The 23,629-nt window shown below is 44.1% G+C and carries 22 protein-coding genes; 21 read left to right on the plus strand and 1 reads right to left on the minus strand.

The features are described 5' to 3' along the window. Window positions 1–40: 40 nt before the first annotated feature. The 17 genes from rplU (at window position 41) to ACH0AB_RS08635 (ending at window position 18,968) form a co-directional block, all read left to right on the plus strand. The gene (gene rplU / locus ACH0AB_RS08555) at window positions 41–352 is read left to right on the plus strand and encodes a 50S ribosomal protein L21 (protein ID WP_007115464.1); all 312 of its coding nucleotides are present in this window, start codon (window positions 41–43) and stop codon (window positions 350–352) included. Window positions 353–392: 40 nt separating this feature from the next. After that, a complete protein-coding gene (gene rpmA / locus ACH0AB_RS08560) occupies window positions 393–656 on the plus strand; it encodes a 50S ribosomal protein L27 (RefSeq protein WP_036591251.1) in 264 nt (87 codons plus the stop codon). A gap of 359 nt (window positions 657–1,015) precedes the next feature. After that, on the plus strand, window positions 1,016–1,705 hold the full coding sequence (lolA, locus tag ACH0AB_RS08565) for an outer membrane lipoprotein periplasmic chaperone LolA (protein ID WP_406877919.1): 690 nt from the start codon (window positions 1,016–1,018) through the stop codon (window positions 1,703–1,705). 497 nt (window positions 1,706–2,202) lie between these two features. Then, the gene (ndhC, locus tag ACH0AB_RS08570) at window positions 2,203–2,736 is read left to right on the plus strand and encodes an NADH-quinone oxidoreductase subunit A (protein WP_135889006.1); all 534 of its coding nucleotides are present in this window, start codon (window positions 2,203–2,205) and stop codon (window positions 2,734–2,736) included. 93 nt (window positions 2,737–2,829) lie between these two features. Then, the gene (locus ACH0AB_RS08575) at window positions 2,830–3,492 is read left to right on the plus strand and encodes a NuoB/complex I 20 kDa subunit family protein (protein WP_406877920.1); all 663 of its coding nucleotides are present in this window, start codon (window positions 2,830–2,832) and stop codon (window positions 3,490–3,492) included. 127 nt (window positions 3,493–3,619) lie between these two features. Further along, entirely contained in the window at window positions 3,620–5,422 is a 1,803-nt protein-coding gene (nuoC, locus tag ACH0AB_RS08580; RefSeq protein WP_406877921.1) for an NADH-quinone oxidoreductase subunit C/D, read from the plus strand. Between the two features lie 13 nt (window positions 5,423–5,435). Further along, window positions 5,436–5,945 carry an NADH-quinone oxidoreductase subunit NuoE gene (gene nuoE, locus ACH0AB_RS08585; RefSeq protein WP_007115470.1) on the plus strand — a complete coding sequence of 170 codons (510 nt, stop codon included), beginning with the start codon at window positions 5,436–5,438 and terminating at the stop codon, window positions 5,943–5,945. Further along, window positions 5,942–7,414 (plus strand): NADH-quinone oxidoreductase subunit NuoF, encoded by a 1,473-nt coding sequence (gene nuoF / locus ACH0AB_RS08590; RefSeq protein WP_138019187.1) that lies wholly within the window; start codon window positions 5,942–5,944, stop codon window positions 7,412–7,414. Before nuoE ends, nuoF begins: the two co-directional genes overlap by 4 nt. 9 nt (window positions 7,415–7,423) lie before the next feature. Next, complete coding sequence (gene nuoG / locus ACH0AB_RS08595; RefSeq protein ID WP_406877922.1) at window positions 7,424–10,426, plus strand: NADH-quinone oxidoreductase subunit NuoG; 3,003 nt, start codon at window positions 7,424–7,426, stop codon at window positions 10,424–10,426. Beyond that, window positions 10,426–11,481 (plus strand): NADH-quinone oxidoreductase subunit NuoH, encoded by a 1,056-nt coding sequence (gene nuoH / locus ACH0AB_RS08600; RefSeq protein ID WP_007115473.1) that lies wholly within the window; start codon window positions 10,426–10,428, stop codon window positions 11,479–11,481. Before nuoG ends, nuoH begins: the two co-directional genes overlap by 1 nt. 15 nt (window positions 11,482–11,496) lie before the next feature. After that, on the plus strand, window positions 11,497–12,048 hold the full coding sequence (nuoI, locus tag ACH0AB_RS08605) for an NADH-quinone oxidoreductase subunit NuoI (protein WP_007115474.1): 552 nt from the start codon (window positions 11,497–11,499) through the stop codon (window positions 12,046–12,048). Beyond that, complete coding sequence (nuoJ, locus tag ACH0AB_RS08610) at window positions 12,045–12,689, plus strand: NADH-quinone oxidoreductase subunit J (RefSeq protein ID WP_406877923.1); 645 nt, start codon at window positions 12,045–12,047, stop codon at window positions 12,687–12,689. The genes nuoI and nuoJ overlap by 4 nt, the downstream gene beginning before the upstream one ends. Then, a complete protein-coding gene (gene nuoK, locus ACH0AB_RS08615) occupies window positions 12,689–13,012 on the plus strand; it encodes an NADH-quinone oxidoreductase subunit NuoK (RefSeq protein ID WP_007115476.1) in 324 nt (107 codons plus the stop codon). The genes nuoJ and nuoK overlap by 1 nt, the downstream gene beginning before the upstream one ends. Window positions 13,013–13,019: 7 nt before the next feature. Then, window positions 13,020–14,921, plus strand: a complete 1,902-nt coding sequence (gene nuoL, locus ACH0AB_RS08620) for an NADH-quinone oxidoreductase subunit L (protein WP_007115477.1) — start codon at window positions 13,020–13,022, stop codon at window positions 14,919–14,921. A gap of 5 nt (window positions 14,922–14,926) precedes the next feature. Continuing rightward, window positions 14,927–16,513 (plus strand): NADH-quinone oxidoreductase subunit M, encoded by a 1,587-nt coding sequence (nuoM, locus tag ACH0AB_RS08625; protein ID WP_007115478.1) that lies wholly within the window; start codon window positions 14,927–14,929, stop codon window positions 16,511–16,513. Then, window positions 16,514–18,034 (plus strand): NADH-quinone oxidoreductase subunit N, encoded by a 1,521-nt coding sequence (locus ACH0AB_RS08630; protein ID WP_406877924.1) that lies wholly within the window; start codon window positions 16,514–16,516, stop codon window positions 18,032–18,034. 94 nt (window positions 18,035–18,128) lie between these two features. Then, the gene (locus ACH0AB_RS08635) at window positions 18,129–18,968 is read left to right on the plus strand and encodes a ferredoxin--NADP reductase (RefSeq protein ID WP_201664515.1); all 840 of its coding nucleotides are present in this window, start codon (window positions 18,129–18,131) and stop codon (window positions 18,966–18,968) included. An 87-nt stretch (window positions 18,969–19,055) separates the two neighbouring features. On the opposite strand, the gene ACH0AB_RS08640 is transcribed toward ACH0AB_RS08635, so the two are convergent. After that, window positions 19,056–19,772 (minus strand): hypothetical protein, encoded by a 717-nt coding sequence (locus ACH0AB_RS08640; RefSeq protein WP_219298900.1) that lies wholly within the window; start codon window positions 19,770–19,772, stop codon window positions 19,056–19,058. 392 nt (window positions 19,773–20,164) lie between these two features. Between ACH0AB_RS08640 and ACH0AB_RS08645 the strand changes: the two genes are divergently transcribed. The 4 genes from ACH0AB_RS08645 (at window position 20,165) to ACH0AB_RS08660 (ending at window position 23,574) form a co-directional block, all read left to right on the plus strand. Further along, on the plus strand, window positions 20,165–21,001 hold the full coding sequence (locus ACH0AB_RS08645) for an energy transducer TonB (protein ID WP_406877925.1): 837 nt from the start codon (window positions 20,165–20,167) through the stop codon (window positions 20,999–21,001). Between the two features lie 30 nt (window positions 21,002–21,031). Then, a complete protein-coding gene (locus tag ACH0AB_RS08650) occupies window positions 21,032–21,736 on the plus strand; it encodes an HAD family hydrolase (protein WP_138019195.1) in 705 nt (234 codons plus the stop codon). Window positions 21,737–21,837: 101 nt separating this feature from the next. Next, a protein-coding gene (prfB, locus tag ACH0AB_RS08655) for a peptide chain release factor 2 (protein ID WP_159374384.1) occupies window positions 21,838–22,933 on the plus strand; the annotation gives its coding sequence in 2 pieces (ribosomal slippage) (window positions 21,838–21,909 and window positions 21,911–22,933; 1,095 coding nt in all). A gap of 104 nt (window positions 22,934–23,037) precedes the next feature. Then, on the plus strand, window positions 23,038–23,574 hold the full coding sequence (locus tag ACH0AB_RS08660) for a gamma carbonic anhydrase family protein (RefSeq protein WP_099807751.1): 537 nt from the start codon (window positions 23,038–23,040) through the stop codon (window positions 23,572–23,574). Window positions 23,575–23,629: the final 55 nt, after the last annotated feature.

The following is a 23,629-nucleotide window of genomic DNA, read 5'->3' on the forward strand; positions in this document are numbered from 1 at the left end:
CTTGGTAGCCACGGTGTACGGGTTTATTGGAGCAACCAAGATGTATGCAGTAATCAAAAGTGGTGGTAAACAACATCGCGTCGTTCAAGATGAATATTTAAAAGTTGAATTGCTAAAAGCTGAAAAAGGCGATACCATCAAAATTGAAGACGTTTTAATGGTCGTTGATGGCAGCGATATCAAAATTGGTCAACCTGTGGTTGCCGGTGCAGTGGTCGAAGCTGAAGTAGTAGAACATGGTCGTGGCGAGAAAGTACGTATTGTAAAACACAAACGTCGTAAACACTACCATAAAGAACAAGGTCACCGTCAATGGTATACTTTGTTAAAAATCAAAGCAATCACTGCTTAATTGACTATTTCAAACACATTAATCTCTAGGAGACATCGACATGGCACATAAAAAAGCCGCAGGTTCTACCCGTAACGGTCGTGATTCAAACCCAAAAATGCTTGGCGTAAAAATCTTTGGCGGTCAACAAGTTGTTGCTGGTAACATCATTGTACGTCAACGTGGTACAGAATTTCACGCAGGTGAAGGTGTAGGTATGGGTCGTGACCATACATTATTTGCTTTAACTGACGGCGTGGTAAAATTTGCTGTTAAAGGTAAATTCAATCGTCGCTACGTATTTGTTGAAGGCGCAGCTGAATAATCACTCAGCTTGTTGTTAAACAAATTAACCCAATAATTTTCACTTATTGGGTTTTTTATTGCTTATAGCCAAGCGTCTTAACGGGTTTTGGATAGTCTTGAATGGCTTGGCACTGGTTAGTTATTATCTAGTCAAAACTTTCTTTCTTATCACTCAGCTATTGTTACATTTGTTACAACTTAAACAACAATCATTGCATGGGGCGTCTAGTTGGGTAAGAAAAATTTAGCGACAATATCTGTCAGCAAATTTAGCTTAACTTGTTAATTTATAATTTATTGATTAGCCTGTTGGGCTGATATTATTTTTGAATACTTTTTCTAAACTTTTAACAATTTTTATTGAATGAGGAACCTACCATGACAACATCTACTAATAAAATTATCAATAAATTAGCCACCGGTACATTATCAGCACTATTGATTACTAGCATGCCGATGACAGTCGCCATGCAATCAGCCAATGCCGCTGTTGCCAACTCAGCAAGCGCGGCAAAAAACTTAAATAACCTACTTAAAAATGTCAAAAGCATGACCGCCAATTTTAGTCAAACCACCTCTGGCACAGGTGGCAAGGGCTTAAGTAAAGCATCAAAGAATTTCTCAGGTACTATGGCTGTGCAACGTCCAAACCAGTTTCGTTGGCAGATTGATGGTACGGCATCGCAACTGATTGTTGCCAATGGCAATACGCTTTGGGTGTACGATAAAGACTTAAATCAAGCGACCAAGCAAAGCGTGAGCAATCAAGTAGGGGATACCCCAGCACTGATTTTGTCAGGTGATCCCAGCAAAATCGCCAATAGTTTTAATGTGACCCAGCCGATTGCCTCAAAAAACTATTATGTGCTGTATCCAAAAAATGGCAATGCCAACTTTAAAAGCTTAGGTATCGCTTTTAATAGCGGTAATCCTGTCATGATGGTATTAAATGATAATTTGGGACAAACCACCACTATTCGATTCAACAATGTGAAACGCAATGCTTCAATTGCCAGTAATCAATTTAGCTTCACGCCTCCTAAAGGCGTTGACGTGATTAACCAGTAACAATTATTTGCATGAATTTTTTGAATGATTTTTGGCTAACAGACCCTGCAAACAGCAGGGTCTTTTTTTTAAAGTGTTTGTATTTAATTGAAGATTGAACCCTGCTACTAGCATTTTTTACATAAAATGAGTAAACTATCCGTGTTTTAGCCAGTTAACAGCAATATATAGTTACTTTTGTTAAAATACGCATTTTTATAAAGTGATGTAATGCTGCTTTATATTAGAGTTTCATCGTGGTTTTAGCAATATCTCTAACTAGCCTGTTTAGTAACTAGCCAATCACTCACCGATTACAATAATGGTCAATGGATGTGCAGCCTTGTTAGCTGGTACGAGGTAATCTTAAGCAAAATAGTTCTTAAGAAGTTATCTGCCATCGTCTTTCTGATATTGCGCTTGAGCCAGACGGGCTTGGTGGAAGTATCAAAAATATCGTCCCAACTTGAATTGCTTAACCCACGTAACGGTTAGTCGTATTGCCCAGGAGTATCCTCATGATTCCAGTCATTGATTGGTCTGCAATTGTATTTATTTTGGCAGCCATAGGACTTTGTATTTTCATGCTTGTTGTACCAAGATTGTTAGGTGGTACTTCTAAAGGCTTTCAAAAGCAAGAAAATTTCGAGTCGGGCGTGGTCAGTGCTGGTTCTGCTAGAATCCGTTTATCTGCAAAATTCTATATCGTCGCTATCTTCTTTGTTATTTTTGACTTAGAAGCATTATACCTATATACCTATGCGGTATCGGTCAAAGAAGCAGGTTGGCTGGGATTTTGGACCGTTGTGCTGTTTGTGGTAGAGCTGTTAATCGGTCTATATTATCTGCTCAAACTAGGGGCACTTAACTGGTCACCTGCAGACAAAAAGCCAAAACCAAAACGTTTGGCTGCGGCGCCCGCGGGCTTTAATCTGGCGGATATTACCCGTTTTAATGGTATTGAAGAGTTAGAAGTAGACCCTACTGGTAAAATTCCTGCCCAGTTGTCTGGCGCAATGAACCAAAACCCAAACAATAACGCGGTAAAATAATAACCCGACTTTGCAATCTATGTTGCAAGGTCTTTTGCATTTGTAGTGACATAGAGCGAAATCCTGCTTTAAAAATCAAGGTGATCGAGCATTATGAAATATACATTAACCAAAGCCAATCCAGATGCCGACAGATTTCCAGACCAAACCCGTCAAATTATTGACGAAGAGGAAGTCAATAAAAACGTCGTCATGACGCGATTAGAAGATTTGACCCATAGCCTTGCAAACTGGGGTCGTAAGCATTCATTGTGGCCATTTAACTTTGGTACCTCGTGCTGTTATGTGGAGTACGCAACGACATTGACAGGCGTGCACGACTTGTCTCGCTTTGGCGCTGAGGTTATTCGCGCGTCACCACGTCAAGCTGACGTGATGATTGTGGCAGGTACTTGCTTTATGAAGATGGCGCCTGTTATTCAGCGTCTCTACGAGCAAATGCTGGAGCCTAAATGGGTCATCTCAATGGGTGCCTGTGCCAACTCAGGCGGCATGTACGATGTGTATTCAGTGGTGCAAGGCGTTGATAAAATCATTCCCGTCGATGTGTATGTCCCTGGTTGCCCACCACGTCCAGAAGCTTTGATTCAAGCCATCATGCTGCTGCAAGAATCGATTACCAAAGAACGTCGTCCACTCGGTATTCATGTCAATGACCAAGGTATCTACCAACCTGTCATGCAGCCAGAACGTGACCGTAAACAAGCCGAGCGTATCGCGGTCAAAAATCTACGCAGCCCAGATAACATTGATTAATGCTAGAGATTGATTAATGCTAGAGTAAGTCTCTGGATGGATTTAGGATGAATTTTCGCTAAGTAGAAGCTTAGCGAATTGCGTTCAAAACAAAAAAGGTATTCTATTACCTTCTTAATAATTGTGAATGAGGAAAGTGCCACTCATGGTAACGGTAACTGATAATCAAGCACAAACTGATGTCCCAGCAGTGATTGCAGAATTAAATCGCAAGTTTGAAGGGCAGTTTGTTGTACAAAAAACCTTTGACGCTTTTCCCACTATTTGGGTCAGCCGTGAACAGGTCATCGAAGTACTCATGTACCTTCGCACATTGCCACAGCCTTACGTGATGTTACTGGATATCTCAGCGATTGATGAGCGCTTACGCCAGCATCGTAAAGACAGGGATGGCAATCCCTTGCCTGACAGTGATTTCACCGTGTTCTATCATCTAATGTCGTTAGAGCGCAATACGGACATCCGTATCAAAGTGGCGCTCAAAGAAGCTGATTTACATGTCCCAACGGCAACCCGTATTTGGCCCAATGCCAACTGGTATGAGCGCGAAGCGTGGGATATGTTTGGCATTACCTTTGATGGCCACCCACATTTAACCCGTATTTTATTGCCAAAATACTGGGAAGGTCATCCACTGCGTAAAGAATACGCCTCTCGTGCGACTGAAGTACCGCCTTATTATCTCGATAAAGGCAAGCAGATGTTTGAGCAGGAGAACTTACGATTTGTTCCAGAAGAGTGGGGCATGAAACGTAGTGGCCGTGACGAAGACTTTATGTTCCTAAACTTGGGTCCTAACCACCCTTCTGCGCACGGTGCCTTTCGCGTTGTGCTTCAGCTAGATGGCGAGGAAGTCATTGACTGTATCCCAGACATTGGTTATCACCATCGCGGCGCTGAAAAAATCGCCGAACGCCAAACTTGGCATTCATTTATTCCTTACACTGACCGTATCGATTATCTTGGTGGGGTGATGAATGAGTTGCCCTACATCATGTCAGTGGAAAAACTGGCAGGCATCACGGTGCCGGATCGCGCAAATACCATTCGTATCATGATGAGTGAGTTCTTCCGTATCACCAATAATTTGCTGTACTGGGGCACCTTCATTCAGGATGCGGGCGGTATGACGCCAGTATTTTATATGTTCGCCGACCGTCAAAAAGCGTATGATGTGATTGAAGCGGTAACCGGTTATCGTATGCACCCAGCGTGGTTTCGTATCGGCGGTACCGCGATGGATTTGCCAAACGGCTGGCACAAACTGGTTCGTGAATTCTTAGATTGGATGCCAAAACGTATCGATGAATACGTCAAAGCCACCATGAAAAACAAAGTACTACAACTGCGTACCCAAAACGTTGCCCAATATGATGCTAAATCTGCCCTTGCTTGGGGTGTATCAGGTCATGGACTTCGTGCCACAGGTATCCCTTACGATGTACGTAAAGCGCGTCCTTATCTTGGCTATGAAAATTTTGATTTTGAAGTGCCAATTGAGTTTAATGGCGATGCGTATGACCGCTGTTTGGTCAAAATTGAAGAGATTCGTCAGTCACTGCGTATCATTGAGCAATGCCTTAACAACATGCCAATGGGCGCATACAAAGCCGATCACCCACTGGCTGTACCACCGCCCAAAGACCGCACCTTAAATGACATTGAGACTTTGATTAACCACTTTATCTCAGTATCGTGGGGTCCTGTCATGCCAGAAGGCGAGTCCTCCTTTATGGTGGAAGCAGTGAAAGGTATTACCAACTATTATATTACGTCTGATCGCTCAACCATGAGTTACCGTACCCGTATTCGTACACCGACCTTTGCGCACTTACAGCAAATGCCGTCAGTGATTAATGGTAGCTTGGTTTCTGACTTAATTATTTATCTAGCGTCGATTGACGTTGTTATGGCAGACGTTGACCGTTAGGAGAAAACCACCGATGAAGATTGTAACTGATAAAACCCCAAAGGTGGATGTCGCAAGCATTCTAACCGAAGCAGAAATTCACGACATTCATGAATTTATGCATCACTACCCACAAAGCCGCGCGGCATCACTTGATGCGCTAAAAATTGTCCAGCGCCGTAACGGCTGGGTGGATGATGCACAAGTCAACGCGATTGCTAATATCTTAAAAATCCCAGTCACCGATGTGGAAGGGGTTGCCACGTTTTATAACCGTATCTACCGTTCACCAGTTGGTCGTCATGTGATTTTGGTCTGTGACTCGATTGGTTGTTATTTGGTAGGTGCAGAGAATTTAGGTCAAGCTTTTGAGCGCACTTTAGGTATTAGTTTTGGTCAAACTACCCCAGACAATCGTTTTACCTTGTTACCCATTTGTTGTTTGGGTAACTGTGATAAAGGTCCAGCGGTTTTGATTGATGAAGATACTTACGGTCCTGTCCAAATTGAAGAGATTGCTGAATTGCTGGAGCAATACGCATGAATATAACCCGTCAAATTAACAATCGAAAAATTGGCAAATCACCCAGTCAATTGGGCGAGCAAAGCATTCCTATTTATGGTGATAAAGCGACAGCCACCAGTGAGACCAAGCCCCTGACTTGGCGTTTGGCGCATTATGACTCAGTGCTAGATTTGGCAACCTATGAAAGCCTAAAAGGGTTTGAAGGGCTAAAAAATGCCTTGGCTAAATCTGCCAAAGAAGTGGGCAACATGATTAAAGATGCCAACGTGCGTGGACGTGGTGGTGCAGGCTTTAATGCAGGTCTTAAATGGACCTTTATGACGCCACCCGATGGTGGACCCCGTTACTTGATTTGTAACGCAGATGAGATGGAGCCAGGCACGTTTAAAGACCGTCTATTGATGGAGCGCCTACCATTTCAGCTGATTGAAGGGATGATTATCTCAGGCTATGCCATTGGCGCAACCGCAGGGTATATTTTTATCCGTGGTGAGTACATTGAAGCCGCTAAACGTCTAAATAATGCATTGGATGAATGCCGTGCCAAAGGGTATTTAGGTGATAACATCTTAGGTTCAGGCTATAGCTTTGATATACATGTGCATACCGGTGCAGGTCGTTATATCTGTGGCGAAGAAACTGCGCTTATTAACTCGCTTGAAGGTCGCCGTGCCAATCCACGTACTAAGCCACCCTTCCCACAAGTATCAGGGGCATGGGGTCGTCCCACTGTGGTCAATAACGTCGAGTCTTTAAACAACATGCCGGGCATCATGCTGCATGGCGTAGAATGGTATAAAGGCCTTGCACAAGGCAAATCAGAAAACCCCGGCACCAAAATCATGGGTTGTTCAGGTCTAGTCAATGAGCCCGGTCTATGGGAACTGCCATTTGGTACTACCGCTCGCGAAATTATTTTTGATTATGCCAAAGGCATGAAAGACGGCCGTAAACTAAAAGCTTGGTTGCCAGGCGGTGCGTCAACTGACTTCTTAACCGCCAGTGATGAGCATTTAGACCTGCCAATGGACTTTGAACCCATCATGAAAGCGGGTAGCCGTTTAGGTACCTGCTTGATTATGGTCGTAGATGAAGCGCAAGATATGGTGTCATTGTCACTCAATTTGCAAAAATTCTTTGCCCGTGAATCCTGCGGTTGGTGTACGCCTTGCCGTGATGGGTTGCCATGGGGGGTCAAAACCTTGCATGCCATCGATACAGGCAATGGTCAACCTGTCGATATTGACGTATTGCGCCAATTGACCAAAGATTTATGGTTAGGTAAAACCTTCTGCGCCCACGCACCGGGTGCGGTTGAGCCATTACAAAGTGCGTTAAAATACTTTTTACCAGAATTTGAAGCCAAAATTGGTAACAATGTGGTGCCTGAAGAACAATTGTCCCCAACGGGCGTGCCTTCATTCGCAAACAGCGAAAAAGTTGAAGTGTATCAACCGGTTAAGGCCACCAATGGACAATCAGTGTAAGGAATTAGCATGGCAATTATTCATATAGACGGTCAAGACGTCGAAGTTGATGGTGCCGATAACTTGCTACAAGCTTGTTTATCGCTTGGCATCGATATCCCTTATTTTTGTTATCACCCTGCATTGGGCTCGGTGGGTTCTTGCCGCCAGTGTGCCGTCAAGCAATATAATAACAAAGAAGATTATGAAGCGGGTCGTGGTCGTTTGGTCATGTCCTGTATGGTCAACCCGACCCCAGACATGTGGATCTCAGTGACGGATGCAGAAGTGAAAAACTTCCGTAAAAGCTTGGTTGAGTTCTTAATGACTAACCACCCCCATGACTGTCCAACCTGTGAAGAGGGCGGTCATTGTCACTTGCAAGATATGACCTACATGTCAGGTCACAATCATCGTAAATACCGCTTTACTAAACGTACCCACCAAAACCAAGACTTGGGTCCATTTATCAATCATGAGATGAACCGCTGTATCGCGTGTTATCGCTGCGTGCGTTATTACAAAGACTATGCGGGTGGTGAAGATTTGGGCGTTTACGCATCAGCAAGTCGTGTGTACTTTGGTCGGGATAAAGACGGTCAGTTTGAAAGTGAATTCTCAGGTAACCTTACCGAAGTTTGTCCAACTGGGGTATTTACCGACAAAACTCACTCAGAGCGCTACAATCGCAAATGGGACATGCAATATGCCCCAAGCATTTGTCATGGCTGTTCGGCAGGTTGTAATATCTCAGCGGGTGAGCGCTATGGTGAATTGCGCCGTATCGAAAACCGTTTTAACGGTGAAGTCAACGCTTACTTCCTGTGTGACCGTGGTCGTTTCGGCTATGGCTATGTCAACCGCCAAGACCGCCCAATTCAAGCGATTGAAACACTAAGCGGTAAACAAACCAATTTGAGCATTGACCATACTATCGATGCCATCAAAAACCGGTTGCAAGGTAAAAAAGCCATCGGTATTGGTTCACCCGTTGCCAGCCTTGAATCAAACTATGCCCTAAAACGCTTAGTCGGTGCCGAAAATTTTAGCATTGGTATTACCAATCAAGAAAAAACTGTGGTACAAAAATGTATCGATGTATTGACCACAGAAAATATCCATAATCCAAGTATGCGTGAGATTGAGGATTATGATGCGGTATTGATTTTAGGTGAAGATATTACCCAAACCAGTCCACGTATTGCACTGGCAGTACGCCAAGCGGCAAAAAATCGCGCCAAACAAATGGCAGATGCGCTAAAAACACCAGATTTCTTGGCAGAGCCTGTGGCTCGTATCGGTCAAAAAGACTACAGCCCAATCTTTATTGTGGATGTCAAAGATACACGCCTTGATGATATCGCCAAAGTAAGCTGCGTAGCCACCCCAAGCGATATCGCTGAATTAGGCTTTAGCATCGCTGAGCAAATGAAAACGTTAGCTACCTCACAATTACCAAAAGATTTGGTCATCGATGAAGACGATAATGCTGATATGCAAGCATTTGCTAAACATATCGCGCAGACGCTGCTTAAAGCAACCAAGCCCCTTATCATCTCAGGCTCGTCACTGTACCACACCGCCATCATAGAAGCGGCGGCACAAATTGCCAATATCGCTGAGCAAAAACGCGGTGAAGTGGTCATCTATGAAAAAGGCGTGGTTGACGCCCACAACGTCCAAGTGGATGCAGAGATTGCCAAAATCGATGCAGAACAAGCCAAGCTCAAACAAGAGATGGATGAAGCGGCATTTGCTGAACAAGCTAAGCAGGTTAAACGCCCAAGCCGTATGAACCCGACCAAAGGCTATCAAGAAAAAGCGGGCTTGTACTTGTCAGTACCTGCTGCCAATAGCATAGGCGTTAACTTACTCGGTGGTAAAGCGATTGATGAATTAGATGATGATGCCGATGTGGTGATTGTCATGGAAAATGACATCAGCCGCCGCCTAACCGCTGAGCAAATGAACCAATTGCTAATCAATAAATCATTGATTGTACTCGATCATGAAGCTTACCAATGGCATAACCATGCAGACGTGATGGTGCCTGTAGCAACTTTTGCAGAAGCGGACGGTACACTAATCTCAGCAGAAGGTCGTGCACAGCGTTTCTTCCAAGTTTATGATCCTGTTTACTATCGCCCACAAAGCATGGTAAAAGAAAGCTGGCGTTGGTTACATGCAGTAGAGTCTGAGCTCAATGGCCGTGCGATTGACTGGACGCAGCTTGATGATGTGATTACTGCGGTCGCAGACACCAATCCACAATTAGCCGCAATCAGACAAGCAGCGCCATCAGCCGATTACCGTATTACTGGTCTAAAAGTCGCGCGTGAGCCACGCCGTTATTCCGGTCGTACAGCGATGCGTGCACCGATTTCTGTGCATGAGCCAGAGCAGCCGAAAGATATCGATACGGGCCTAACCTTCTCACAAGAAGGTTATGTGGGCACCCAAACGGATTCATCAATGATCCCATTTGCTTGGTCAGCAGGTTGGAACTCACCGCAAGCTTGGAATAAATACCAAGATAAAGTGGGTGGTCATCTAAAACATGGCGATCCAGGGGTGCGTATTTTTGATGCGTTAACACCATTGCCAAAACGTGAGTATATTGCGCCTGCGGCAGCTAGCCAACAAGGTTCTACCCAGCTAGTGCCGGTATATAATATTTTTGCTAGTGATGAACTCACTGCCCGTAGTGACGTGGTTGCCTCACAATTGCTGCCAGCTGCCTTTAGTGTATCAACGGATGATGCGGATAAATGGCAGCTGCAATCAGGTGATATGTTAACGGTCACAGTGAAGGGTGTAGCGACCACCTTACCTGTGCAGCTTGTCGATTACTTAGCCGAAAGCTGTGTGGGCTATCCTGTGGGTCAGGCGGGTGAATTAGAAGCCTTGCTAGCGCAGCCCTATACGGACATCAGTATCGTAAAATCAGCAACTACCAACATTGTCACCCAAGCGGTATCACCAGCTAATAATGGTGGCGTGATAGCTCAAGTAACTCCAGGGGAGGGGGTATAATGGATTATTCTGTTAGACAGATGCCCGATTTACCTGCATGGCTGGCTGGGGTAATGTCCCCTGAAGCTTGGTCAATTGTATTTTTGGCAGTGCAATCAATTGTTATTTTCTTGGCGGTGGTAATTTTTGCTGCGTTGATGATTCCTTATGAACGTCGCATGTTGGCACTGTGGCAAGATCGTTATGGTCCAAACCGTGTAGGTTGGCAAGGTTCACTACAAGTTGCCGCGGATATGCTCAAAATCTTCTTTAAAGAAGACTGGACCCCCAAATTTGCCGATAAATTTATCTTTGTCTTGGCGCCTGCGATTTCATTGTTTACCGCTTTAGCCGCTTATATCATTGTACCAGTTACGCCATCACTCGGTGGCGCAGACTGGAGTATCGGTATTTTGTTCTTTTTTGCGATGGCAGGGTTGGCAGTTTATGCCGTGATGTTTGGTGGCTGGGCATCAGCCAATAAATATGCCTTGCTCGGTGGTCTACGCTCTGCTGCCCAAACCATTAGTTATGAAGTCTTTCTAGGATTATCGCTAATGGGTGTGGTGGCATTGGCAGGGTCATTTAACTTACGCGATATCGTATACTCACAAGCCGGTGGTTTTTGGCACTGGAATGTATTTGGTCAAATTTTAGGGTTTTTAACCTTTATGGTCGCAGGTGTGGCAGTCACCCACCGTTTCCCATTTGACCAGCCAGAAGCAGAGCAAGAATTGGCAGAAGGTTACCATGTTGAATACTCAGGTATGAAATTTGGTATGTTCTTTGTCGGTGAGTATGTGAATATCGTGTTGGTATCATCGCTGATTACTATTTTATTCTTTGGTGGTTGGTTGCCATTATTTGATGGACTGAGTTTTATCCCGCCGATTATTTGGTTCATGTTAAAAACGCTATTTTTCATGACCATGTTTGTATTGGCGCGTGGGGCGTTGATGCGTCCACGTTATGACCAAGTAATGAACTTTGGCTGGAAAATTTGTCTGCCCATTACCTTGATTAATTTACTCGCGACGGCGGCCTATGTATTATGGCGCACCCATGGTGTAGGGTAAGGTGGAGATTAACGTATGTATTTGACTATGGTAAAAAACACGATTACGGGTTTTGGCTCAATTCTGCGCACCCTAATCATGGTCGCAAGTCATGCGACCCGTAAACGTGATACGATTTTATACCCAGAACAACCTGTCCCTGTACCGCCGCGTTTTCGGGGGCGTATTGTACTGACACGTGACCCAGATGGGGATGAGCGCTGCGTGGCCTGTAACTTATGTGCTGTCGCTTGTCCGGTGGGTTGTATTTCACTGCAAAAAGCGGAACGTGAAGACGGACGCTGGTATCCAGAGTTTTTCCGTATTAATTTTTCGCGTTGTATCTTTTGTGGTATGTGTGAAGAAGCGTGCCCGACAACGGCTATTCAGATGACGCCAGATTTTGAGCTAGGTGAATACAACCGTCAAAACTTGGTGTATGAAAAAGAGCATTTGTTAATTTCAGGTCCGGGTAAATTTCCTGACTATAATTATTACCGTGTGACTGGGATGGCGACCAAAGATAAACCTAAAGGGGCACACCAAAATGAGTCTGCACCGATTGATTTACGGAGTTTATTGCCATGATAACCGGAGCAACGATAGGGTTTTATTTATTAGCGATTGTCGCTATTTTGGCTAGTTTGCGCGTGATTACTCGTACCAATCCTGTGCATGCATTATTAAACATGATTGTCACGCTGCTGGCGTTATCAGGTATTTTCTTTGCTTTAGGTGCGCCATTTGCCGGTGCGCTTGAAATCATCGTTTATGCCGGGGCGATTATGGTCCTGTTTGTCTTTGTGGTGATGATGCTGAACTTAGGCACCCAAAGCACCTTAGAAGAAGAAAGCTGGTTATCATCCTCAGCTTGGGCAGTGCCTACAGGACTTGCATTTATTGTGGGTTTGACCTTGTTTAGTTTGATTGGCATGAAACATGGGTTTGAAGGAGTTATGCCAGCGTTTATCGGGGTGGAGCCAGTTACGGCAAAAATGATCGGTGCCAAATTATTTACCGAATATTTATTATTGGTCGAAATTGCAGGATTTTTATTACTGGCGGGTTTGGTAGCGGCTTATCATTTGGCAAAATCTGCCTTGGATGATGAAAACGAAAGTCATAACAGTGAGCTTGGTAATACCGTACAACCAGCCTTAACGAATTTTATTGATAAAGAGCCCAGCCAACCGGCTGTGTTACGCGAAGTTCAGGAGGAGAAGGCATAATGGGACACTTTCCATTAGAGCATGTGCCATTAGAGCACGGTCTAATCTTGTCAGCGATTTTGTTTGCCATTGGTTTTTGTGGTGTGATGGTACGACGTAATTTTTTGTTTATGTTGATGAGTCTTGAGATTATGATGAATGCTGCTGCCTTAGCATTTGTGGTGGCAGGTAGTCGCTGGGTCAGTCCTGACGGACAAATTATGTTTATTTTGGTGCTAACTTTGGCAGCCGCTGAAGTCGCAATTGGGTTGGCTATTCTTTTACAGTTTTATCATAAGCGTGGTCATTTAGATGTCGATACGGCAAATGAGATGAAAGGGTGAAATCAAAATGAGTATGTTACCTTTAACCTTTATGCTGCCGCTGATTGGATTTCTGATTTTAGCGACCATGCGTGACCGCTTAAGCGAAAACGCAGCCGCAGTGGTCGGTGTCGGCAGTATGGGTTTGGCTGCTTTGTGTGCCTTGATGGCAGGCAGTGATTTTTTAATGAACCATCCACAAGGCGCTGTCATTAATCAGCCGTTGTGGACGTGGATGCAAGTCGGTAGTTTTGCCCCAAAATTTGGTCTCATGTTGGATGGTTTGGGCGTGACCATGATGGGCGTCATTACCGGTGTCGGTTTTCTAATTCATATTTTTGCGTCATGGTATATGCGCGGTGAAACAGGCTACGCAAGATTTTTTAGCTATATGAACCTGTTTGTCGCAAGTATGTTGTTACTTGTGCTTGCTGACAATTTAGTGCTGTTGTACTTAGGTTGGGAAGGCGTTGGTATCTGTTCTTACTTATTGATTGGTTTTTATTATCACGAGCGCGCCAATGGCCGTGCTGCGATGAAAGCCTTTACCGTAACCCGTGTGGGTGATGTGTTTTTAGCGTTTGGCTTATTTTTATTGTTCCGTGAATTGGGTACGTTAAATATCTCAGATATCAATGCCAATGTATCGCAAATGCTAACATCGGCAGGGTCAACGGTGACGATTTTTGGTCATAGCTATCCTACCATCAAAGTTGCGGCTGTGATGCTAGTGCTGGGTGCGATGGGTAAATCTGCACAGATTCCGCTGCATTCTTGGCTTGCCGATGCGATGGCAGGTCCTACGCCTGTTTCAGCCTTGATTCATGCGGCAACGATGGTTACCGCAGGTGTGTATTTAATTGCCCGTTTACATCCTGTGTTCTTATTGACCCCTGATGTATTGGCAAGTTGGGTGGGTATCGTTGGGGCAACAACATTGTTGGTTGCTGGTTTCTGTGCGCTGGCACAGACCGATATCAAACGTATCTTAGCTTATTCCACCATGAGTCAAATCGGTTATATGTTCTTGGCATTAGGTGTAGGCGCTTGGCAAGTTGCGATTTTCCACTTGATGACCCATGCGTTCTTTAAAGCTTTATTATTCCTAGGGTCAGGTGCTGTTATCTTGGCTTACCATCATGAGCAAAACATCTTTAAAATGGGTGGGTTGTTTTATAAAAATAAATTCCTATTTGCGGTGTTTGCGATTGGGGGTGGGGCACTTGCTGCGATTCCTTGGATTACAGTGGGTTATTACTCAAAAGATGAAATTATTTGGGAAGCCTTTGCATCAGGTCATATGAATTTATTTTGGATGGCAGTGGTAGGTGCGTTTTTAACCTCGATTTATACGTTTCGTATGATTTGGATTGTGTTCTTTGGTGAAGAAAAAACGCCTATTCACGATCTTAAAGGTTGGACATACTGGCTGCCGCTTGCGGTGTTGCTAGTGTTATCAACTGCGGTGGGGGCGATGATTCATCCACCATTAGCAGGCGTATTGCCACAGAGTTTTAGCGTGATTCATCCTGAGGTAGAACATGGTAAGCACACGGCAGAAATGATTGTGATGGCTGCGATGTTGGCGGGTTTGATTGTGGGTGCTTTCTTGTTTGCCCTAGATAAAGGTCGCATTGTGAGTAAGTTTAACCAAACAGGTTTGGGCCGTGCGCTTAACTATTGGTGCTATCATGGTTTAGGTTTTGATGCTTTGTATGACATTGTATTTGTTAAACCATTCTTATTGATTGGTAAATTAATTAAAATTGACCCGATTGACCGTACTTGGAATATTTTACCAGCCCTATCGCTGGCAGGTAACCGAGTGGCGACATGGTTCCAATCTGGCTCGATTCGTGGGTATGCTGCTAGCTTCGGTCTTGGCATGGCAGTATTGTTGGTGTTGGTAATGATGATGATAGGGAAGTAACAGTTATGCAAAATAATCTCTTATTACCCGCCTTGATATTTATTCCAATCATTGCAGGTTTTCTGTGCTGGTTGGTTGAAAAAGTTGATGAACGTTTACCTCGTTGGATTGCGTTCCTTGGCATGCTATTAACGTTTTTGATTACGGTAGCTATTTGGCAAAACGGTAACTTTATTGGTTCAGCACAAACCATTGCTGAGGTGACTGCTAAACCGACTTGGTTGGCAGAGTTTCAATTACCTTGGATGCCCTCATTGGGGGTCAGTTTCCATCTAGCCATTGATGGGTTATCGCTGTTGATGGTGAGCCTAACAGCCTTCTTAGGTATGATGGCGGTGGCGTGTTCATGGGGGGAGATTACTCGCCGTGTGGGCTTCTTCCATCTTAATCTACTTTGGAGCTTGGGCGGTGTTATTGGTGTTTTCCTAGCAATCGATATGTTCTTGTTCTTCTTCTTTTGGGAGATGATGTTAGTTCCTATTTATTTCTTGATTGCAATCTGGGGACACAATGCGATTGGCGGTAAAACCAAAGAATATGCCGCAACCAAATTCTTTATTTATACCCAAGCATCGGGTCTGATTATGTTGATTGGTATTTTGATTTTGGTGATGATTCATGCATCAACCACAGGTCAAATAACTTTTAACTATATGGACTTGCTAGGTACAGATCTTGGCAAATGGCAATATCCAATCATGCTGATGTTCTTTATTGGCTTTGCGGTTAAATTACCAATTTTCCCACTGCATGGCTGGTTACCCGATGCGCACGCACAAGCACCGACTGCAGGCTCGGTGGATTTGGCTGGTATTTTGATTAAAACTGCGGCGTATGGTTTATTGCGGTTTGTCCTACCACTATTCCCAGAAGCCAGTGCTCAGTTTGCACCGATTGCGATTACTTTGGGGGGTATTGGTATTTTCTACGGGGCTTGGCTTGCGTTTATGCAGCAAGATATCAAGCGGTTACTGGCTTATACCAGTATTTCACACATGGGTTTTGTGGTACTTGCGTTGTATGCCGGTACGTTAATTAGTTTCCAAGGCTTGATGATTCAAATGTTGGCACATGGTCTTAGCTCAGCGGCATTATTTATCATGAGTGGTCAGCTTTATGAGCGTCTACATACCCGTGATTTGAGCCAAATGGGTGGTATGTGGGGTCAAATGCGTTATTACCCACCGTTACTTATGTTCTTTGCCGCGGCATTATTAGGTATTCCAGGTACCGGTAACTTTATTGGTGAGTTCTTAATTCTGTTAGGTTCTTTCGCCTCGCATCCTGTGGCAGTGGTGTTTGCTACCTTTAGCTTAGTCGTTGCCGGTTTATACGCATTAATTATGATTTATAAAGCATTATTTGGTACGCCAACAGCGACGATTGAGAAAATGTCACCGATGCGTGATATCAATGCGCGTGAAGCGGCAATCTTGTTGGTGCTTGGGTTTGGTTTATTATGGTTAGGTCTATATCCCCAATCATTCTTAGATACCTCTGACCATAGTATGCACTGGATTAGTCAGGCATATCATGTCCAGCAAGTTGCACCTACTGCTCAAGAGCCATTTGCTCATATGGAGGTAAAATAGATGAATCCTATTATTCCATTTGCTAGCAATGTGCTCATGCCATTGTTTCCAATGATTTTAATTTCAATCACCACGGTGGTGGTGATGATTGCCATCGCCATGAAGCGTTCAAATTTTGTGGCAGGTACCATCAGTGTGATTGGCCTTAATGCCGCCTTGTTTGTTGTCCTTATACAATTATTGGGTGGCAATCCTGATAGCATGTTGCATGGTCTGTATGAATTATTTACGCCATCGCAAGGCTTGATTGCTCCCTTATTTGTAGTGGATAGCTTTGCCCAGTTCAATATGGTGATTATTTTAATCAGCTCGCTTGCGTGCTTTACCTTGGCGTATGGTTACATTGGAGGCTATCGCGATAATAAAGAAGAGTTGTATTTGCTACTGCTTATCTCAACATTGGGCGCGCTGTTTATGGTATGCGCTGATAACTTAGCTTCTTTCTTTGTCAGCTTAGAGTTATTGTCGGTACCGCTATATGGTATGTTGGCTTATACTTATGCGCGTGGTAAATCGTTAGAAGCGGGTTTTAAATACCTCATTTTATCGGCGACAGCCTCTGCTACCATGTTGATGGGTATGGCATTAATCTACTCAAACACAGGTACTTTATCCTTCCGTCAAATTGGTATGGCAATCGTACCCATGTTTCAAAATGGTATGATTATGCCGATTTTGGTGGTGGGGACTGCATTAATGTTATTTGGTATTGCCTTTAAACTCTCAGCAGTACCATTCCATACTTGGACGCCAGATGTTTACCAAGGTGCGCCTGCGCCTGTGGCGACTTTCTTAGGCAGTGTTTCCAAAGTAGCTATGATGGCGCTAGGATTACGTTTCTTATTGTCTACGGCGACCTTAGCCTTGCCAGCAATCAATACCTTGATTGTGGCGATTGCCAGTTTATCGATGATTATCGGTAACGTACTGGCGCTTCGTCAGCACAATATAAAACGTCTGTTAGCCTATTCATCTATTGCGCACATCGGCTATGTGTTAGCGATTATCAGCGCAGTGAAAGTTGAATCAGCAGGTTTTGTCAGCCTTTACATGGCAGTGTATGCGTTTACCACCATTGGTGCGTTCGGTGTCGTGACTATCATGTCAAGCCCGTACAAACGTCAAGGTGAAGCAGAGTTAGTTGAAAACTTCCAAGGGATTTTTTGGCAACGTCCTGTGCTAACTGCCGTATTGACTGTGATGCTATTATCATTGGCAGGTATTCCATTGACCGCCGGGTTTATCAGCAAATTCTTTGCGATTTTTGCTACGGTTTCAGCGCAAAGTTGGTGGCTCACTGCCATGATTATCGTGGGTAGTGCAATTAGCTTGTATTACTATCTAAATCTTATGGTCACCTTGTTTAGACGTCCCCAAGAAGTACAGCCGCACGATGCGGTCAATCATTGGGGTATTCAAGCAGGCGGCATCATGGTGTTGTTGGTGACGTTAGCGGTATTGTACTTCGGTATTTTCCCCGAAACATTATCAAAAATTATCACGCTAGTTCGCATATATTAATCCAATTTTAGTACTGCGACATAAAAAAGCGTATCTTAGTTCATTAAGGTACGCTTTTTTGTTTATAATGATGCAAAAAAATGGTCAAGATAATATGTCAGATGATAAAAGTATTCGCGTTAAAGTGATTGAAGTGACCCGTTGGGCGCCCACCTTGCTAAGTTTTAAAGTCACGCGCCCCGATGGCTTTAAATTTACCGCAGGGCAATTTGTTAGGCTCGGTATCCATGGCAAAGATTTACAATATTTTGCACAAAACCATGAGACCAAATTAATAACTTCTGAGACGCAAGATAAGCCCATTGACCTTGATGGCTATGTGTTTCGCGCGTATTCCGTCGCATCTTCGCCCTATGATGAATTTATTGAATTTTTCTCGGTGGTCATTCCTCACGGGGAATTCACCAGTAAGGTTAATCATATCCAAGTGGGCGATAGTTTATTGCTTAATACCACGCCATTTGGCTACTTGACCTTAGCCCGCTACCAGTTACCCCTACCCAATGATTTATGGTTGCTGGCAACAGGCACGGGTTTAGCCCCATTTTTATCGATTTTAAAGACCATCGAGGTATGGCAGCAATATCAGCGCATTATTTTGGTGTACAGCGCACGCACCTCGCAAGAGCTTGCTTATCAAGCGGAAATTGGCTCGATTAAGTCAATCTATGGCGACAATGGGGCAGCGTTTGTATTTTTGCCCATTGTCACGCGAGAAGCGGATTATACGGGGGAAAAAGCTCGGGTTCCCAATCTGATATTGTCGGGCAAGTTAACCCAGTTGGTAGGGCAAAAACTGGATAAAGAGCGCAGTCATGTGATGTTGTGTGGTAATCCACAAATGGTCGAAGATACCAAAGAAGCCTTAAAATCGCTTGGATTGACCATGAATCGCCGCGGCGAAGGCAATATCGCCGTTGAAAACTATTGGTAAGCACCTCGTTAATTGGCAAAGCACAATCGGTAAAAAATCAGTAGAGCAAAAGCGGTAAAGGATGAGGTTTGATACCCATGAAAAATTCTAAGCCGCTTTAGTTGCGTTTGCTGTTATTGCAGGATTATCCGCTTCAGTAATCAATTGGTCATTACTACCTATGTTGAGAATTTCACCGACGTTGGCATTGGCTCTCAGCAGTAGTTGCTGTTCAGCAAGATAACCGTGATTTACCTGCACCTTGCGCAGCGTTGCCATGATTTTTTCGTTTTTCTTCAGCCAGCGACCAATATCGAGATACAAGATATCATCTTTTTGGTGCACCAAATTGATTTTCTCCAAAATCATGCCGAGCGGGTCTTTCTTTAACACCCGTTTAAAAAACCAAAGCGCCGCATGAATCGCTTTTGATTTCACATAGGAATCTGAATACAAGGCAATGACATCGGTGTCAGTCAATTGCTGAAATACCAAGCGCTGGCGATAACGGTCAAATTGGGCATGTACCACACCTAAATTGACAGCAAGGTCAGCGAAAATGCCTTTATAGTTAATCGTTGCATACAGTCGAAGCCAGCCTTCATGAATCTCCAGATGCATACTCAATATCGCTTTGACTTTTTCAACCACAAATTTTTGAATGGCCTCGTTTAGCTGTTTTTCGGTGGCGGGCACGATAAACTCTTGACCGGCAAAATCTTCGATTTTCTCATACCACGTTTGCGATTTTTGCATCAGTTCACGTGCGATTTCTTCAGAATGGGTGGCAAAAAATTCATCCAGTTGCGTTTTGCTCGTTATCACGATCGTTTCTCATTTTTTATATTTGTATTGAAAGCTATTATTGTAGTCAGTTTTTGGGCATTGTAAAGTTGCTAATCATAAAGTCATTAATCATAAAGTCGCTGACCCGTCTACAAAAAATCTTGTACCAGTAATTGGTAAACATTGATTGCTACTTATTGATTACTAACCACTCATTGCTAATGGCGTATGAATTTAGCTTCAGCCAAGGTTTGATTTAATCTATAATATCTGCGCGTTATAATACATGAGTGATTTGTATTTTTTTAGCAAGGTTGTGGAGATAGCGTCGTCATCGTTCAAAGGGTTATATTTTGTTGTATAGCAAAGACAGCCACAGTTATGTTTTTCAAAAGTTAATGCCACATACTACGGCTTGCAAAGACAGCGCCATGCTATTTGCTACCATTATGGCGGTGGCAATTCATGCGGCTGTTATTTTTGGTATCCAATTTGAAGATAAAAGCTCACCAACCGCAGCGGTGCAAGAAGTCACCACGGTGTTGACCGAAAATCTGCAAAAGAATGAAAAAGCCGATTTTATCGCCAATGCAGGCCAGCAAGGTGGCGGTGAGTCCAACGAAAAGCTACGGCTTGAAAACAATACCATGAGCCCTTTAGAAGACGAGGCAATCAATGAAACCGATGATATCGTGAGTCAAGAACGCCAAACGCGCCAAGAAGCGTTTCAAGAAAGTTATCTACGTACCACGTTAAGCTTTGAAAAAATCCGCAGAGAAAATAATAATAAAAAACAAGATGATAGCGAAAATCTAGCCGCGCAAGAACAGCGAGTACAGGCACAAATTGCCACCCTTGAAACCAAAATCAGCAGTAACCGCCAATTACTAGCCAAAAAATCTGCGGTCAAAACTATCAGCAGCAACTCCACCACCACGGGTGAAGCCGCGCGCTATATCGAGAATTTTCGCCAACAAGCCTATCATATTGGTAACCAGCAATATCCCCAAGAAGCCCGCGCCAAAGGCATCAAAGGCGATGTCATGCTGATGGTGATTATCGAGCCTAACGGGCAAGTCAAATCTATCAAAGTGTTACAGTCATCAGGCGCTACCATCTTGGATGAAGCAGCAAAAAATTCGGTGCGTAAAGCCGCGCCATTTGGTAAGTTCTCAAAACAAATGCAAGATTATTTGGAGCTGCGCATTATCCGTACTTGGCGATTTGGTGATACCTTAACCGTCGATGACCAAAACCCCGCAATTTAACTTTTCACTAACCATGCTAAAGGCTATCCTATGTCAACCGTACTACACAAAGAATTGGCGCTATTTGACCTCGATAACACCCTCATTGATACCGATAGTGACTATATGTGGGGCGAGTTTTTGGTCAAACATCATCTGGTAGAAGAATCGCTGTATCGTGCTAAAAATCGGGAGTTTTATGAGCACTATATCGCAGGAACGCTCGATGCGGTCGTCTATAATGAGTTTGTGGCAGGCTTTTTAAAACAGCATACCTTAGCCCAATTACACGAATGGCGTGAGCAATATTTGCAAGATGAAATCGCACCAAAAGTGCGTCCAAAAGCGGTTAACGCTATCCAATCGCATTTACAAGCAGGGCACGATGTAGTAGTGATTTCCGCCACCAATGCCTTTGTGGTCAAAGCGATTGCTAACAAATTATTTTTGGTAGAGGAAGATAATATTTTAGCCACTGAACTAGAAGTCACCGAGCAGGGGTACACAGGTAAAGTCGCAGGACAGCCAAACTTTAAAGAAGGCAAAATCATTCATTTAAAAAATTGGATTGCCCAAAAAAATGCGCGAGGTATTACTTATACCAAAACCTACGCCTATTCGGATTCAAAAAATGATTTGCCGTTATTAGAATGGGCGGATGTAGCGATTGCGGTCTGCCCCGATGATACCCTACACGCGCATGCCTTAGCGCATCATTGGGCAGTGGAAGATTGGTCGATAAAAACACAGGCGTAGTAGGCAACAGCTAAGATGAATGGCGACAGCTAATATGAATCCAGTGACAGATTCAGGTATAATAGCGCATTTTTCATAGTAACACGTTAAGGTAACCTCGCATGGAAATCAACCCGTATTTAGAGCATATCAAAGACTTAACTGACCGTGGCAACCAGCTTCGGGGGTATCTTTGACATCGAAGCCAAGCAAGAGCGTTTGGAAGAAGTCAATTTAGAGCTTGAAAACCCAGAATTGTGGAACGACCCAGAGCGTGCCACCAAAATCAGTAAAGAAAAATCGCAGCTTGATAATGTCATTGGCGTGATTACCGCTTTAGATGACAAGTTAGAAGACGCCAAAGCCATGATTGACTTAGCGGTGGAAGCCGATGATGCGACGCTATTGGCAGACGTACAAGCGGAACTCGATGAGGCCGAAGCCAAAGTCGCAGATTTAGAATTTAAACGTATGTTTAGCGGTGAGATGGATGGCAACAACTGCTATGTTGATATCCAGTCAGGCTCAGGCGGTACCGAAGCCCAAGACTGGGCAGAGATGCTGCTGCGGATGTATTTACGTTGGTGTGAATCACATGGCTTTAAAGCCGAAATCATGGAACTATCAGCAGGTGGTGTCGCAGGGATTAAAAGCGCATCGATTCATGTCAAAGGTGACTATGCGTTTGGCTGGTTACGTACCGAAATCGGCGTGCATCGTTTGGTAAGAAAATCACCGTTTGATAGCAACAACGGTCGCCACACGTCGTTTGCGGCGGTGTTTGTATCGCCTGAGATTGATGATAATATTGAGATTGATATCAACCCTGCCGATTTACGTATCGATACTTATCGCTCAAGCGGTGCAGGCGGTCAGCACGTTAATACCACCGACTCTGCGGTACGTATCACCCACCAACCGACAGGAATTGTGGTAGCGTGTCAAAATGAACGTAGCCAACATGCCAACAAAGACACGGCAATGAAAATGCTACGCGCCAAACTGTACGAGCGTGAAATGATGCAGCGCATGGAAAAGCAACAAGCGCTAGAAGACACCAAATCGGATATCGGTTGGGGTAGTCAAATTCGCTCGTATGTGCTCGATGACTCGCGGATTAAGGATTTGCGTACAGGGGTGGAAACTTCCAATACCCAAGCGGTGCTAGATGGCGACCTTGATAAATTTATCGAAGCGAGCCTAAAAGCAGGGCTTTGATTTAACTGCGTTGCCTACAATAACCCATTGCTAATTTATCCGCACTTGCTAAAATTAGAGAGTCAATTTTTTAGTTGACGCTCTTTTTTTCATAAGGATTTGATATGCTGTACCAATGGCAAGACAAAAAACCCACCTATCAGGCACCCTTCACAGGCTGGGTCGCAGACTCGGCTGAAGTCATCGGCGATGTGCATTTAGCTGATAACGTCAGTGTGTGGTTTGGCGCGGTGATACGCGCGGACAATGCACCGATTTATTTGGGCAAAAATAGTAATGTGCAAGAAAACAGTGTGATACACACTGATGAAGGTATCGCCGTCACCATTGGCGAAGGCGTGACGATTGGGCATTTGGCGATGCTACACGGCTGCACTGTTGGTGATAATAGCTTGATTGGTATCGGTGCGATTGTGCTCAATAATGCCCAAATCGGCAAAAACTGCATCATCGGTGCCAATGCGCTTGTCACCGAAAATATGCAAATCCCAGATAATTCCATCGTGATGGGAAGCCCAGCTAAAGTGGTCAAAATGTTACCAAAAGAGCGCGAAGTGATGCTTCAACAATCAGCTTTACATTATGTTGATAAAGCCCATGCTTTTAAAGCAGGACTTAAGCCTCTAGCGATAGTGTATTAAGTTTGATAGCAGTTATTGGAGCATACAGATTAGTGCAAAAAAAGGATAGTGAATG

Origin of the sequence: Moraxella sp. 179-F 1C4 NHS, from assembly GCF_045370505.1 — a bacterium.
Lineage (GTDB): Bacteria > Pseudomonadota > Gammaproteobacteria > Pseudomonadales > Moraxellaceae > Faucicola > Faucicola tetraodonis.